General features: G+C 72.8%; 14 protein-coding genes and 2 pseudogenes. 14 read left to right on the top strand and 2 right to left on the bottom strand.

From position 1 onward, the window contains the following. Positions 1-124 precede the first annotated feature (124 nt). The 6 genes and pseudogenes from G5V58_RS19950 to hemB all read left to right on the top strand — a co-directional run bounded on the left by G5V58_RS19950 (position 125) and on the right by hemB (position 5,749). Entirely contained in the window at positions 125-820 is a 696-nt protein-coding gene (locus G5V58_RS19950; protein ID WP_165236603.1) for a redox-sensing transcriptional repressor Rex, read from the top strand. Beyond that, positions 817-1,464 (top strand): annotated as a pseudogene (hemA, locus tag G5V58_RS19945) (glutamyl-tRNA reductase); the annotation flags it as partial. The gene G5V58_RS19950 and the pseudogene hemA, both read left to right, overlap by 4 nt. Before the next feature lie 79 nt (positions 1,465-1,543). Continuing rightward, positions 1,544-2,107 (top strand): glutamyl-tRNA reductase, encoded by a 564-nt coding sequence (locus G5V58_RS26450; RefSeq protein WP_268991239.1) that lies wholly within the window; start codon positions 1,544-1,546, stop codon positions 2,105-2,107. Beyond that, on the top strand, positions 2,104-3,108 hold the full coding sequence (gene hemC, locus G5V58_RS19940; protein WP_456237809.1) for a hydroxymethylbilane synthase: 1,005 nt from the start codon (positions 2,104-2,106) through the stop codon (positions 3,106-3,108). The genes G5V58_RS26450 and hemC overlap by 4 nt, the downstream gene beginning before the upstream one ends. Continuing rightward, a complete protein-coding gene (cobA, locus tag G5V58_RS19935) occupies positions 3,105-4,748 on the top strand; it encodes a uroporphyrinogen-III C-methyltransferase (protein WP_165236601.1) in 1,644 nt (547 codons plus the stop codon). Before hemC ends, cobA begins: the two co-directional genes overlap by 4 nt. Next, entirely contained in the window at positions 4,748-5,749 is a 1,002-nt protein-coding gene (gene hemB / locus G5V58_RS19930; RefSeq protein WP_230486776.1) for a porphobilinogen synthase, read from the top strand. Before cobA ends, hemB begins: the two co-directional genes overlap by 1 nt. A 295-nt stretch (positions 5,750-6,044) precedes the next feature. Here the strand turns inward: hemB and G5V58_RS19925 are convergent, their stop codons facing one another. Beyond that, entirely contained in the window at positions 6,045-7,286 is a 1,242-nt protein-coding gene (locus G5V58_RS19925; protein ID WP_165236599.1) for a lytic transglycosylase domain-containing protein, read from the bottom strand. A 220-nt stretch (positions 7,287-7,506) separates the two neighbouring features. On the opposite strand from G5V58_RS19925, the gene hemL reads away from it, so the two are divergent. The 8 genes and pseudogenes from hemL (at position 7,507) to G5V58_RS19890 (ending at position 13,766) form a co-directional block, all read left to right on the top strand. Next, the gene (gene hemL, locus G5V58_RS19920; RefSeq protein WP_165236597.1) at positions 7,507-8,841 is read left to right on the top strand and encodes a glutamate-1-semialdehyde 2,1-aminomutase; all 1,335 of its coding nucleotides are present in this window, start codon (positions 7,507-7,509) and stop codon (positions 8,839-8,841) included. Beyond that, positions 8,838-9,533, top strand: a complete 696-nt coding sequence (locus tag G5V58_RS19915) for a histidine phosphatase family protein (protein ID WP_165236595.1) — start codon at positions 8,838-8,840, stop codon at positions 9,531-9,533. The genes hemL and G5V58_RS19915 overlap by 4 nt, the downstream gene beginning before the upstream one ends. After that, positions 9,533-10,108, top strand: coding sequence for a TlpA disulfide reductase family protein (locus G5V58_RS19910; RefSeq protein WP_165236593.1), 576 nt, complete (start codon positions 9,533-9,535; stop codon positions 10,106-10,108). The genes G5V58_RS19915 and G5V58_RS19910 overlap by 1 nt, the downstream gene beginning before the upstream one ends. Then, positions 10,105-10,863: a cytochrome c biogenesis CcdA family protein gene (locus tag G5V58_RS19905; RefSeq protein WP_165236591.1), complete on the top strand. Its 759-nt coding sequence runs from the start codon at positions 10,105-10,107 to the stop codon at positions 10,861-10,863. Before G5V58_RS19910 ends, G5V58_RS19905 begins: the two co-directional genes overlap by 4 nt. Next, positions 10,863-12,419, top strand: coding sequence for a cytochrome c biogenesis protein ResB (resB, locus tag G5V58_RS19900; protein WP_165236589.1), 1,557 nt, complete (start codon positions 10,863-10,865; stop codon positions 12,417-12,419). The genes G5V58_RS19905 and resB overlap by 1 nt, the downstream gene beginning before the upstream one ends. A 209-nt stretch (positions 12,420-12,628) precedes the next feature. Continuing rightward, positions 12,629-13,171: pseudogene (locus G5V58_RS26135) on the top strand (cytochrome c biogenesis protein); the annotation flags it as partial. Between the two features lie 52 nt (positions 13,172-13,223). Continuing rightward, a complete protein-coding gene (ccsA, locus tag G5V58_RS26130; RefSeq protein WP_230486775.1) occupies positions 13,224-13,403 on the top strand; it encodes a cytochrome c biogenesis protein CcsA in 180 nt (59 codons plus the stop codon). 3 nt (positions 13,404-13,406) lie between these two features. Beyond that, on the top strand, positions 13,407-13,766 hold the full coding sequence (locus G5V58_RS19890; protein WP_230486774.1) for a cupin domain-containing protein: 360 nt from the start codon (positions 13,407-13,409) through the stop codon (positions 13,764-13,766). Here G5V58_RS19890 and G5V58_RS19885 read toward each other — a convergent pair. Further along, a complete protein-coding gene (locus tag G5V58_RS19885; RefSeq protein ID WP_165236587.1) occupies positions 13,763-13,954 on the bottom strand; it encodes a hypothetical protein in 192 nt (63 codons plus the stop codon). The genes G5V58_RS19890 and G5V58_RS19885 overlap by 4 nt on opposite strands. Positions 13,955-13,962: the final 8 nt, after the last annotated feature.

Below are 13,962 nucleotides of genomic sequence, written 5' to 3'. Positions count from 1 at the left end.
GAAGTGCCGGTAACTGCGCGTTACAAGTGCGCGGCGACGACGTGTCGGAGGACACCTCCGCTGGTTTTGTTCTCTCGTTCACAAACTCTTAGAGTGGCGGTGCCGGCGGAACTGCGATGGCCCGATGGCCTCCCTCCGCGGCTGGAGAGAAGGTCTGGTGAGCGCCCGCACGACCGACAGCGCCCGGGACATCCCCGAGGCCACCGTCGCGCGCCTGCCCGTCTACCTCCGGGCGCTCACGACGCTGGTCGACAACGGCACCGCGACGTGCTCCAGCGAGGAGCTGGCCGCGGCCGCAGGGGTCAACAGCGCCAAGCTGCGCAAGGACCTCTCCTACCTCGGCAGCTACGGCACGCGCGGGGTCGGGTACGACGTGGACTACCTGCGCTACCAGATCGCCCGCGAGATCGGCGTGACCCAGGACTGGCCCGTGGTCATCGTCGGCATCGGCAACCTCGGGCACGCCCTGGCCAACTTCTCCGGCTTCCGCAGCCGCGGCTTCCGGGTGGTCGCACTGCTCGACGCCGACCCGACGCGACGCGGCGAGGTCGTCGCCGGCATCGACGTGCGCGACTTCGCCGACCTCGACGCGATCGTGCGCGAGCACGGCGTCGCCATCGGGGTCATCGCCACGCCCGCCACGGCCGCGCAGGACGTCGCGGACCGGATGGTCGAGGCCGGCATCAGCAGCATCCTCAACTTCGCACCGACCGTGATCGCGGTGCCCGCGGGCGTCGACGTCCGCAAGGTCGACCTCTCCATCGAGCTGCAGATCCTGGCCTACCACGAGCAGCGCAAGCAGGCGGAGGCGACGGCGTGAGCGTCCTGGTCGTCGGCGTCTCCCACAACTCCGCACCGGTCTCGCTGCTGGAGCAGGTCGCGCCGGACGCCGACGCCGTGCCCAAGCTGGTGCAGGCCGTCGCGGCGTGCGAGCACGTCACCGAGGCCGCGGTCATCGCCACCTGCAACCGCGTGGAGATCTACGCCGACGTCGACCGCTTCCACGGGTCGGTCGAGGAGCTGTCGCGGCTGCTCGTCGAGCCGGCCGGCGGCAGCACCGAGGCGCTGGTGCCGCACCTCTACGTCCACTACGACGACGGCGCGGTCTCCCACCTGTTCCAGGTCGCCTCCGGGCTGGACTCGATGGCGGTGGGCGAGGGCCAGATCCTCGGCCAGACCCGCGACGCGCTCCGGCTGGGCCAGGAGCTCGGGACGGTCGGCCCGTCGCTCAACGTGCTGTTCCAGCAGGCGCTGCGCGTCGGCAAGCGGTCCCGGGCCGAGACCGACATCGACCACGCCGCCCCGACCCTGGTCACCGCCGCGCTCGACCGGGCCGCGCGCCACGGCCGCGACGTCGCGGGCGCCCGGGTCGCCGTGGTCGGCGCCGGCAGCATGGCCGCTCTGGCCACCGCCACCGTGGCGCGCCGCGGGGCCGCCGAGGTGATCGTGGTCAACCGCACGCTCGAGCGGGCCCAGCGCCTGGCCGGTGAGTACGCCGGCACCGCGGTCCCGCTGGCCGAGCTCCCCCTCGGTCCTGGGCCGGGTGGATCTGGTCCTCACCTGCGCCGGCGCCCCGGGCCTGCTGGTCAGCCGCGGCCTGGTCGAGGCCACCCGCGGCGAGGGCGACCTGGTCTTCGTGGACCTGGCCCTGCCGCACGACGTGGACCCGGCCGTGGCCGAGCTCGACGGTGTGACCCGCATCGACCTGGCCGACCTGGCCGACGAGCTCGAGGCCAGCGAGGCCGGCCGCGAGGTCGACGAGGTCCGGCGGATCGTGACCCAGGAGGTCTCGGCCTTCCTGGCCGCGCGCCGCTCGGCCAGCGTCACCCCGACCCTCGTGGCCCTGCGCACCATGGCCACCTCGGTGGTCGACGCGGAGATGGACCGCCTCGAGCACCGGCTGCCGGCGCTGACCCCGCAGGAGCGCGCCGAGGTCCTGCACACCATCCGCCGGGTGGCCGACAAGCTGCTCCACCAGCCGACGGTGCGGGTCAAGGAGCTGGCCAACGAGACCGGAGCGGTCTCCTACGCCGCCGCCCTGGCCGAGCTGTTCGCCCTCGACCCCGACGCGGTCGACGCGGTGACCCGTCCCGAGGGCTTGTCGTGAGCACGGTGAGCACCGTGCGCATCGGCACCCGCGCCTCGGTGCTGGCCAAGACCCAGTCCGAGCTGGTCGCCGCGATGCTCCGCGAGCGGCTCGGCCTCGAGACCGAGCTGGTCGAGGTCCTCACCCACGGCGACCGCACCCAGGCCACCGGGACCCCGATCAGCGCGCTGCCCGACTCCGGCACCGGCGTCTTCGTCAGCGCCCTGCGCGACGCGCTGCTGCGCGGCGAGGTCGACGTCGCGGTGCACTCGCTCAAGGACCTGCCGACCGCCGCGCCCGAAGGGATCGCGCTGGCCGCCGTACCCACCCGCGAGGACCCGCGCGACGTCGTCGTGGCCCGCGACGGTCTCACCCTCGGCGAGCTCCCGGTCGGCGCGCGCGTCGGCACCGGCTCCCCGCGGCGGGTGGCGCAGCTGCACGCCCTCGGTCTCGGTTTGGACGTGGTCGGCGTTCGTGGCAACGTCGACACCCGGATCGCGAAGGTCCGGTCCGGGGAGTACGACGCCGTGCTCCTCGCCCGCGCCGGGCTGGCCCGGATCGGCCGGCTCGAGGAGGTCACCGAGGTGCTCGACCCGTTGCAGGTGCTGCCTGCGCCCGGGCAGGGTGCCCTCGCGGTGGAGTGCCGGGCCGACGACGCGCTGGCCGACGCGCTGACCGCGCTGGACGACCGGGCGAGCCGGGCGGCGGTCGAGGCCGAGCGCGCGGTGCTGGCCACCCTCGAGGGCGGCTGCTCCGCGCCGATCGGGGCACTGGCCGAGCTGGTCGAGGGCGAGGACGGGGAGGAGTTGTGGGTGCGCGCGGTCGCGCTCTCCCGCGACGGCGGCCTCTCGGTCCGGATGTCGGCCACCGGCGCCCCCGACGACGCCGCCGGGCTCGGCGCCCGGCTGGCCAAGGAGATGCTCGCCGACGGGGCGGCCGAGCTCGACGCAGGACCCGCAGGACCCGCAGCACACCAAGACGCAGCAACCGACCCAGCCACAGACAGGGTGCACGACGCATGACGCGAGGCAAGACCGCCACCACCACCGAGGCGACCCGCACGACGGGCCGCGGCTGGGTGTCCTTCGTGGGCAGCGGGCCGGGTGACCCCGACCTGCTGACCGTCCGCGCGGTGACACTGCTCGAACAGGCCGAGGTCGTCGTGACCGAGCAGCCCGAGCACGTCGACCTGGTCCGCCGGCTGCTGGCCCTGCCGGCCGAGTGCGAGACCCCGGTCTTCGTCGACGGCGGCTTCGGCGAGGACGGCCAGCCGCTGACCCACGCCGCGCGCGCCAAGGTCGTGGTCAAGCACGCCAAGAAGGGCCAGCGCGTGGTCCGGCTGATGAGCGGTGACCCGTTCCTCTACGCCTCCGGTCCCGAAGAGGCCCAGGCCTGCGCCAAGGCCGAGATCGGCTTCGAGATCGTCCCCGGCGTCTCGTCGGTCGCCGCGGTCCCGGCGTACGCCGGCATCCCGCTGACCACGCAGAAGCACCGCGAGCTCACCGTCGTCACCGCCCACGACAAGGTCGACTGGGCGGCGTACGCCGACGACCGGACCCTCGTCGTGCTCTCCGGCGTGAACATGGTCGGCGACATCGCCAAGGCCCTCATCGCTGCGGGTCGCGCGCCCCAGACCCCCGTCGCCATGACCCGGGTCGGCACCACCACCGAGCAGGTCACGGTCTGCTCGACGCTGGACTCCATCGGCGTGGACGCCCGCGCCGCCCGGATGTCGCCGCCCGCCGTGATCGTCATCGGCGAGGTCGTGGACCTGCGCGAGACGCTGTCGTGGTTCGAGACCAAGCCGCTGTTCGGCTGGCGCGTGCTGGTGCCCCGCACCAAGGACCAGGCCGGCCCGCTCGTCGCGCGGCTGCGCGGCTACGGCGCGGTACCCGAGGAGGTCCCGACCATCTCGGTCGAGCCGCCGCGCAACCCGCTGCAGATGGACAAGGCCGTGCGCGGTCTGGTCGAGGGCCGCTACGAGTGGATCGCCTTCACCTCGGTGAACGCGGTCAAGGCGGTGCGCGAGAAGTTCGAGGAGTACGGCCTCGACGCGCGTGCCTTCTCCGGGCTCAAGATCGCCGCGGTCGGCGACAAGACCGCGCAGGCCATCGCGGCCTGGGGCCTCCGCGCCGACCTGGTGCCCTCCGGCGAGCAGTCCGCCGCCGGCCTGCTCGAGGACTGGCCGGAGTTCGACGACCTGCTCGACCCCATCAACCGGGTCTTCCTGCCGCGCGCCGACATCGCCACCGAGACGCTCGTCGCCGGCCTGATCGACCTGGGCTGGGAGGTCGACGACGTCACGGCGTACCGCACCGTGCGCGCCACCCCGCCGCCGGCCAGCACCCGCGACGCGATCAAGACCGGCAAGTTCGACGCCGTCGTCTTCACCTCGTCCTCGACCGTGCGCAACCTGGTCGGCATCGCCGGCAAGCCGCACGCCTCGACGATCATCGCGGTGATCGGTCCCGCCACGGCCAAGACGGCCGAGGAGCACGGGCTGCGCGTGGACGTGCTGGCCCCGAAGCCGGACGTCGACGCGCTGGTCGACGCGCTGGCCGACTTCGGCGCCGCCCGGCGGCTGTCGATGCTCGACTCCGGCGACCCGGTCACCCGGCCCTCCGAGCGCAAGCCCGCGGCCCGGCGGTCCAAGGCCCGCTGATGCCCGACGACGCCGCCCACCCGGTGGCCGGTCCCCTGGTCCGGCCCCGGCGGCTGCGTCGTACGCCGGTGCTGCGCAGGATGGTCGCCGAGACCGTCGTCGCACCCGAGCAGCTCATCCTCCCGGTCTTCGTCCGCGAGGGGCTCACCGAGCCGAAGCCGATCAGCTCCATGCCCGGCGTCGTCCAGCACAGCCGGGACTCCTTGCTCCGGGCGGTGCACGAGGCCGCCGAGGCCGGCGTCGGCGGCGTGATGCTCTTCGGCATCCCCGAGCACAAGGACGCCGAGGGCTCGGGCGCCCTCGACCCGAACGGCATCCTCAACCTGGCCATCACCGACGTGGTCGGCGAGGTCGGCGACGCGCTCACCGTGATGAGCGACCTCTGCCTGGACGAGTTCACCGACCACGGCCACTGCGGCGTGCTGACCAGCGACGGCCGCGTCGACAACGACCGCACGCTGGCCGTCTACGCCCAGATGGCGCTGGCCCACGCCGACGCCGGCGTCGACATGGTCGGCCCCAGCGGCATGATGGACGGCCAGGTCCGCGTGGTCCGCGACGCCCTCGACGCCGACGGCCACACCGACCTCGGCATCCTGGCCTACTCCGCGAAGTACGCCTCAGCCTTCTTCGGCCCCTTCCGCGAGGCCGTCGACAGCTCGCTCCAGGGCGACCGGCGCACCTACCAGCAGGACCCGGCCAACGGCCGCGAGGGCGTGCGCGAGGCGCTGCTAGACGTCGAGCAGGGCGCCGACATCGTCATGGTGAAGCCGGCCCTGGCCTACCTCGACGTCATCCGCCGGGTCCGCGACGCCGTCGACGTCCCCGTGGCGGCGTACAACATCTCGGGGGAGTACGCCATGGTCGAGGCCGCGGCGGCCCACGGCTGGATCGACCGAGAGCAGGCGATCGTGGAGACGCTCGCGAGCATTCGGCGGTCGGGGGCGGACATCGTGCTGACCTACTGGGCGACTGAGGCTGCGGGTCTGTTCCGGGGTTGATCGCTCTGGGTGCTGCGTCTCGTGGCACCGCTCTCGGGTCCGGTCGCCTGTGGACTGATCCGTCCCGCCGGACCGGGCCAACCGCCGAGGGACAACCGACGCCGTGTTGCACGCGACTGCTCCCGGCCCGCTTGCGTCCGGCGTGCGTGCACCACGCCGCGGGTCCAGCCCTCGACGGTGGGCCCGGTCCGCCGTGCCGGGTCAGTCCACAGGCGACCTGGTCGGCGGCGCCACCGTCGCCTCCGCCCTCACTGGGTTGGGGGTGGGCGGGGCGGGTGGACGCGGGGTCCTGCCTCTACTTCATGTAGTTGTCGAGGCAGGCCTGGAAGGCGTTGGGGTTCAGCAGCTGGTTGAGGCCGTCGAGGGTGCACTGGAGGGTGGCCTGGGCCAGGGTGAGGACGTCGTCGACGGGCGGGATGCTGGTGGTGGGCAGCGGGGGCACGGAGACGTTGGTGCCCGGGACGTGGACGCCTCCACCGCCGCCGTTGTTGTTGCCGCCGCCGCCGCCGCCGCCGCCGCCACCACCGCCGCCGCCGTTGTTGTCGTTGTTGTCGTTGGGCGTCGGGTTGCCGGTGGGCTGGTCGTCGCCGTCGTCGTCGGTGGTCGTGGTCGGGGTGTCGGTGGTGACGTCGTCGTCGTTGCCGTCGTTCTGCGGCGGTTTGATCTGCTGGTCGGGCTTGGGGGAGGCGGGTGCGTGCAGCGGCGGCGGCGTGCGGGTCAGCTCGCCGGCCATGACCGTGCCGTTGGGCACCGAGGTGAAGTCGCCCTCCTCGTAGGCCTTCGTGATGGCCAGGACCAGGTCGACGTAGGACTGGCTGTGGTTGTAGCGGTAGACCGCGGCGCGCTGGCCGGGTTCGGTGGAGAGGTCGTCGTCGCCGGAGCAGAGGTAGACGGCGGTGCCGAGGGCGGCGTCGTCGACGTCCTGCGGGTTGCGCACGCCGTCGCCGTCGGCGTCCACGCCCACGACCGACCAGGTCGAGGGGATGAACTGCATGGGGCCGACGGCGCGGTCGTACTGCGTGTCGTCGTCGAACTGGCCCGCGTCGGTGTCGACGATCTCGGTGGTCTGGTTGGCACCGTTGAGGGCCACGCCGAAGATGCCGGGGGTGGCCACGCCGTCGTCGTTCAGCACGTTGCCGTCGGCGCGGCCGTGGTTGGACTCCACGCGGCCGATGGCGGCGACGAGCTGCCAGGGGAGGTGGCAGGACTCGTCGGCGGCGTTGATGACGGTCTCGGCGCGCTGGTAGGCCGCGAGGGCGGCGGACGGGATGGAGGAGGTCGAGGCGGTGTCGACGATCTGCGCGGCCTGGACGCCGCCGGCGCCGGCGGACAGCACGGAGCCGTCGGTGACGCTGGCCGGGGCCTCGATGGCCTGGGCCGGGACACTGGTGCCGTCGGGCAGCGTCGGGTTGGGCGTGGCCCCGGCGTTGGCGATCGGCGAGCTGACGCCCGCGATGCTGGCGGTCCAGGCGGCCGACAGCAGGGCCATCGGCACCAGGGCGGTGGCCTTGGCCACGCGACCGGATCGGTTCGACATCGCTCTCTCCCAGTGGCACGAGCACGTCCCCTCCGACGTGTTCGCAACCCCCAACGACTAGATGACGGACAAGTTACGCGCTGGTACGACAGCGTGTCCCCGAGTGACCGCCATCACTGCGTGAACGATCGTTCCCCGACCGACGTGACGTGAAACGCTCCCTGTGGTGCAGACCAGTGGCCGGTTGCGGCGTGTTGGGACCGCTCGGCGACAATGAGGTGTGCCCCGGGAGACCCGCGAGTCCGCTGCGCTGTTCGAGCGCGCCCGCGCCGTCACCCCCGGCGGCGTCAACTCCCCGGTCCGCGCGTTCAACGCCGTGGGCGGCACGCCGCGCTTCATCGCCAGCGCCCGCGGCGCGTGGCTGACCGACGTCGACGGCCACGAGTACGTCGACCTCATCTGCTCGTGGGGCCCGATGCTGCTCGGTCACGCGCACCCGGAGGTCGAGGCGGCGGTCCGCGAGGCGATCGCGCGCGGCACGTCGTACGGCACGCCCACCCGGCCCGAGGTCGAGCTGGCCGAGGAGATCGTGGCCCGGACGCCGGTCGAGCGGGTCCGGTTCGTCTCCTCCGGGACCGAGGCCACCATGTCGGCCATCCGGCTGGCCCGCGGGTTCACCGGCCGCGACCTGGTCGTGAAGTTCGCCGGCTGCTACCACGGCCACGTCGACGCGCTGCTGGCCAGCGCCGGCTCCGGGCTCGCGACCTTCGCGGTGCCGGGCACGCCCGGCGTGCCGGCCTCCAGCACCGAGCTCACCCTTGTGCTTCCCTACAACGACCGCGCGGCCGTGGAGAAGGTGTTCGCCGAGCACGGCGACCGGATCGCCTGCCTGGTCACCGAGGCGTCGCCCGGCAACATGGGCGTGGTCCCGCCGGAGCCGGGCTTCAACCGGTTCCTGGCCGAGACCTGCCGCCAGCACGGCGCACTGTTCGTCAGCGACGAGGTGATGACCGGGTTCCGCGTGAGCCGCGAGGGCCAGTGGGGCCTGGACGGCAAGACCGAGGGCTGGCGACCGGACCTGGTGACCTTCGGCAAGGTCATGGGCGGTGGCTTCCCCGCTGCGGCCTTCGGCGGCCGCGCCGACGTCATGCACCAGCTCGCGCCGGAGGGCCCGGTCTACCAGGCCGGCACGCTGTCGGGGAACCCGATCGCCACCACCGCCGGGCTCACCACGCTCCGGCTCGCCACCGACGCGGTCTACGCCCACCTGCACCACGTGGCGGACACGATCAAGGCCGCCACGAGCGAGGCGCTCGGCGCCGCCGGGGTACCCCACGTCGTGCAGGCCACCGGCACCATGTTCTCGGTCTTCTTCACCGACGCCGGGCCCGACGGGGCGGTCCGCGACTTCGACGACGCCCAGCGCACCGACTCCGCGGCGTACGCCGCCTTCTTCCACGCCATGCTCGAGGCCGGCGTGCACCTGCCGCCGTCGGCGTACGAGGCGTGGTTCGTCTCCGCCGCCCACGACGACCGGGCCGTCCAGACGGTCCTCGACGCCCTGCCCGCCGCCGCCCGCGCGGCCGCCGCCGCCGCCCAGGAGGGCACCGCATGAGCCAGACCCCGGACACCGTCGTCCACCTGCTGCGCCACGGTGAGGTGCACAACCCCGAGGGGGTGCTCTACGGCCGCCGCGACGGCTACCACCTCTCCGACCTCGGGCGCCGGATGGCCGACCGCGTGGGCGAGGCCCTGGCCGGCCGGGACATCACCCACATCCGCTCCTCCCCGCTCGAGCGCGCGCAGGAGACCGCGGCCCCCACGGCCGCCAGCCACGGCCTCGAGGTCGTCACCGACGAGCGCGTCATCGAGTCGACCAACGTCTTCGAGGGCACCCGCTTCACCCAGGACAACGTGCTGCGCCGGCCCGGCGTCTGGCGCCACCTGTGGAACCCGTGGAAGCCGTCCTGGGGCGAGCCCTACAAGCAGGTCGTGGCCCGCATGATGTCCGCGGTGCACGACGCGCGCGTGGAGGCGGCCGGCCACGAGGCCGTGCTGGTCTCCCACCAGCTGCCGATCTGGATCACCCGGCTGCACGTCGAGCGCCGCTCGTTCGTGCACGACCCGCGCAAGCGGCAGTGCACGCTGTGCTCGATCACCTCCTTCCACTTCGTCGGCGACGCCATCACCCAGGTCTCCTACAGCGAGCCCGCCGGCGACCTGATCCCGGCCAAGGACCGCCGTGCGCCGTTCTCCGCCGGCGGCGCCCCCGAGGAGGCCGCCCCTCCGGGGACGGGATCGGCCTGATGCCCGTCCGCCGCCTCGCCGCGCTCGCCGCCGTCCTCACGCTGACGGTCGGCGCGGCCACCGCCTGCACCGAGGCCAACGGCACCGAGGGCAAGGACTACGTCGCGGGCGACAGCATCGTCGTGCCGATCCCGGTGGCCCAACGCAAGAGCCCGGTGGAGTTCTCCGGCGAGACCCTCAGCGGCGACCGGCTCGACCTGGCCGACCTGCGCGGCAAGCCGGTCGTGGTCAACGTGTGGTGGTCGGAGTGCCCGCCGTGCCGCAAGGAGGCCCCGATCCTGCAGGAGGCCTCCGGCGAGCTGGCCGACGGCGCCAGCGTGGTGGGCATCAACATCCGCGACACCAGCAAGGACAACGCGCTCGCCTTCGAGCGCACCTTCGACGTCACCTACCCCTCGATCTACGACTTCGGTAGCCAGCAGCTGCTCAACTTCCCGCCGCCCTACAACCCCCGCGACATGCCGAGCACGATGGTGCTCGACGACCAGGGCCGGGTGGCGGCGCTGATCCGCGGCGAGATCCCCTCCAAGACGACCCTGCTCGAGCTGGTCGAGGACGTGGCGGCCGGGAAGTGAACGAGTGGCTGCGGGACACGGCGGGCTCGGGCTCGATGCTGCTCGCCGTCCCGGTCGCGGTGGTGGCCGGGCTGGTCTCGTTCTTCTCCCCGTGCGTCATCCCCCTGCTGCCGGGCTACCTCTCCTACACCACGGGGCTCTCCGGCGCTGACCTCGCCGACTCCCGGGTCACCCCGCACCGCGGCCGGATGCTGGCCGGGTCCGGGCTCTTCGTCCTCGGCTTCGCGGTCGTCTTCGTCAGCCTGGGCGTCGCCACGGCCGGCGTGAGCCGGTTCTTCTTCGAGTACTCCCGCACCTTCAACGTCATCCTCGGCGTCCTCGCGATCGTGCTCGGGCTGGTCTTCGCCGGGCTGCTGCCGATCTTCCAGCGCGACGTCCGGGTGCACCGGGTGCCGGCCGTCGGCCTGGCCGCAGCGCCCCTGCTCGGCTTCCTCTTCGGCCTCGGCTGGACACCCTGCATCGGCCCCACGCTCGGGGTGATCCTCGGCTTGGCGTACGGCGAGAGCGTGACCCGCGGCGGCGTGCTGCTGGCCTTCTACTCCCTCGGGCTCGGGCTGCCGTTCATCCTCGCCGCCGTGGCCTGGCGGCGCGCACTCGGCGCGCTGGCCTTCGTCCGGCGCCACCAGCAGTGGATCACCCGCGCCGGCGGGGTCATGCTGGTCGTGGTCGGCGTGCTGCTGCTCACCGGCTGGTGGGACCAGGGCGTGCAGTGGGTCCAGGGCCACCTCGTCAACGACTACCAGGTGAGCGTCTGATGACCGCGACCCAGGAGCGGCCCACCGCTCCGGCGCCCGAGCGCCGCTCGGGCGAGCTCAACCTGCGCGAGTTCGTGCGCTGGGCCTGGCGCCAGCTGACCTCCATGCGCATCGCGCTGATCCTGCTGCTGATGCTGGCCCTGGCCGCCGTGCCCGGCTCGCTGGTGCCGCAGGAGCGGGTCGACTCGCTGCGAGCGGGGCAGTGGAAGGACGCCCACGAGACGCTCACGCCGATCTACGAGAAGCTCGGCCTGTTCAACGTCTACGGCTCGCCGTGGTTCGCCGCGATCTACATCCTGCTGGTGGTCTCGCTCATCGGCTGCATCCTGCCGCGCTCCTTCGTCTACCTGCGCGGGCTCCGCGCGCAGCCGCCGGCCGCCCCGCGCAACCTGACGCGCCTGCCCGCCCACGCGTCGTACTCCACGCTGGAGGAGCCCGACGTCGTGCTCGAGCGCGCGCGGGCGCTGCTCAAGAGCAAGCGCTACCGGCTGCGCCGCGACGCGGAGGCCGGGACGGTCAGCGCCGAGCGCGGCTACCTGCGCGAGCTCGGCAACCTGATCTTCCACCTCGCCGTGCTCGTGGTCCTGGTGGGCTTCGCCGCCGGGACGCTGTTCGGCTTCAAGGGCGGCGTGATCCTGGTCCAGGGCCAGCCCTTCAGCAACAACCTCACGCAGTACGACGACTTCGTGCCCGGCAACCTGTTCGACCCCGACGGGATGGACCCGTTCTCGTTCACGGTCGACAAGTTCGACGTCGAGTGGCTGCCCTCGGGGATGGCCCGCGGCTTCAGCGCGGACGTGGACTACACCGAGGAGCCAGGGGGGCCGGACCAGCAGTACGACCTGCGGGTCAACCACCCGCTGGCCATCGGGGGCACCGAGCTGTTCCTCATCGGCCACGGCTACGCACCGGTGGTCACCGTGCGCGACGGCGAGGGCAACATCGCCCGCTCCGGCCCGGTGCCCTTCCTGCCCAGCCGGCCGGACCTGTTCTCCTTCGGCGTGATCAAGGCCGCCGACGCCCAGCCCCAACAGATCGGTCTCGAGGGCGTCTTCTTCCCGACGTTCGCCAACGTCAACGGCGACCTGGTCAACCTCGGCGGCAAGGCCGCCAACCCGCTGCTCTCGCTCAACGTCTACACCGGTGACCTCGGTCTGGACTCCGGGGCGGGGCAGTCCGTCTACGTCCTGGACAAGGCCAACCTCACCCCGCTGCCCGGCAAGGCCGGCCAGCCGCTGCGCATCGACCTCGTGCCCGGCCAGACCGTGCAGCTGCCGAACGGGCTCGGGTCGGTGACCTTCGACAAGGTCGTGTCCTGGCAGCGGATCCAGATCAGCTCCACCCCGGGCAAGGACGTCGCGCTGCTCGGGGTCGTGCTGGCCCTGCTCGGACTGATGGGCTCGCTGTTCATCCGCTCGCGCCGGGTGTGGATCCGGGTCCGGCGCGACGGCCAGGGCACCCTGGTCGAGATCGCGGCCCTGGACCGCTCCGGGGGCGCGGACACCGACGCCGTACTGTCGAAGTTGCTGAACCGACTGCAGGAGGGACGACCGTGACCGACGCCGACTGGGGCACGCTGAGCAACCAGGCCGTCGCCGCGGCCGGGGTGGTCTACTTCCTCGCCCTCATCGCGCACCTGGCCGAGTGGTCGTCGCTGCGGCAGGTCGACCGGGCTCGGGTGCTGGTCGGTGCGGGCGCACCGGTCGCGGACGACGCGCCCTCGGGATCGGCCGAGGACTCCGAGCGCCACGAGGTCCGGGTGGCCATGTTCGGCCGGCTCGGCTTCCTGCTCACCGTCATCGCGGCGGCCGCCCACTTCGTGGCCCTGGTCGGCCGCGGCATGAGCGCGGATCCCAACCGGGTGCCGTGGGGCAACATGTACGAGTTCACGCTGACCGGCACCTTCGTGGTCGCGCTGTTCTACCTGGTGCTGTCGAGGAAGTTCGGGCTCTCCTGGCTCGCGCCGGTGGTCGTCGGCTTCGTGCTGACCCTGCTGATGGTCGCGGTCATCTGGCTCTACGACCCGGTCACGCCGCTGTCCGACGCGCTCAGCTCCTACTGGCTGGTCATCCACGTGGTCTCGGCGGTCCTGGCCACGGGCGCGTTCACCCTCGGCGGGATGACGTCGGTGACCTACCTGCTCAAGCGGCGCCGCGGTCCCGACGCCCCGCAGACCGGCCTGTGGGCCCGGGTGCCGTCGCTGGAGCGCCTCGACCTGATCTCCTACCGGATCCACGCCTTCGCCTTCCCGGTGTGGACCTTCGCCGTGCTCATCACCGGCCCCATCTGGGCGCACCAGGCCTGGTCGTCGTACTGGAACTGGGACCCCAAGGAGGTCTGGGCCTTCATCACGTGGGTGGTTGGTCTACGCGGCCTACCTCCACGCGCGCACCACCGCCGGCTGGCGCGGCCGCAACGCCGCGATCCTGGCCCTGGTCGGCACGGCGACGCTGTGGTTCAACTTCATAGGGATCAACTACTTCTCGAGCTCCAGCCAGCACTCCTACGCCCAGAGCGCGCCGGTCATCAGCGAGCGCTGAACCGTGGGCGCCGAGCTCATCCCGCACGCACCGCTGGTCGAGCGCGACGACCTGATGCCCGGGCGCGGGATCGTCGGCGCCGACGGCCCGGCGTGGACCGGGGTGCAGCTGATGGAGTGGGAGCTCACCGCTGCGGAGTGGACCGACCGGCACCCGCACGAGGAGATCAACTACGTGCTGGCCGGCGAGCTGCACGTGACCTGCGACGAGCGGACCGTCGTGGCCGGCCCGGGCGACACCGTGCGGGTCGACGCCGGCTCACGGGCGACGTACGCCGCCCCGGTGCACGCTCGGATGCTCGCGGTCTACGGGCCCAACCCGGACGGCGCCGAGTCGGGCGACTTCGCCTACCGGCGGCTCTAGGCCTCGTCGTCGGCCGGCGCGTAGCCGTCGGTGGCGTTGCGCTTCTCCTCCGGGTCCTGCAGGTCCTCCTCCAGGTTGCCCTGGTCGATGTGCTCCTCGGCCGGCAGGGACTGCGAGGCCTCCGTCGTCGTCTCGCTCGGGTGCACCGACCCGCCGCGGCCGATCAGGCCCTCTCGCTCGTTGCTCATGCGGTGCC

This window comes from Nocardioides anomalus (assembly GCF_011046535.1).
Taxonomy (GTDB): Bacteria; Actinomycetota; Actinomycetes; order Propionibacteriales; family Nocardioidaceae; genus Nocardioides; species Nocardioides anomalus.
This window is presented reverse-complemented; position numbering and strand designations above follow the sequence as displayed.

Excerpts from the sequence above, each read along its gene's own strand:
- G5V58_RS19910 (WP_165236593.1), top strand. The coding sequence starts at position 9,533 with ATGCCCGTCCGCCGCCTCGCCGCGCTCGCCGCCGTCCTCACGCTGACG.
- resB (WP_165236589.1), top strand. The coding sequence starts at position 10,863 with ATGACCGCGACCCAGGAGCGGCCCACCGCTCCGGCGCCCGAGCGCCGC.
- G5V58_RS19925 (WP_165236599.1), bottom strand. The coding sequence starts at position 7,286 with ATGTCGAACCGATCCGGTCGCGTGGCCAAGGCCACCGCCCTGGTGCCG.
- G5V58_RS19885 (WP_165236587.1), bottom strand. The coding sequence starts at position 13,954 with ATGAGCAACGAGCGAGAGGGCCTGATCGGCCGCGGCGGGTCGGTGCAC.
- hemB (WP_230486776.1), top strand. The coding sequence starts at position 4,748 with ATGCCCGACGACGCCGCCCACCCGGTGGCCGGTCCCCTGGTCCGGCCC.
- G5V58_RS19950 (WP_165236603.1), top strand. The coding sequence starts at position 125 with ATGGCCTCCCTCCGCGGCTGGAGAGAAGGTCTGGTGAGCGCCCGCACG.
- cobA (WP_165236601.1), top strand. The coding sequence starts at position 3,105 with ATGACGCGAGGCAAGACCGCCACCACCACCGAGGCGACCCGCACGACG.
- G5V58_RS19915 (WP_165236595.1), top strand. The coding sequence starts at position 8,838 with ATGAGCCAGACCCCGGACACCGTCGTCCACCTGCTGCGCCACGGTGAG.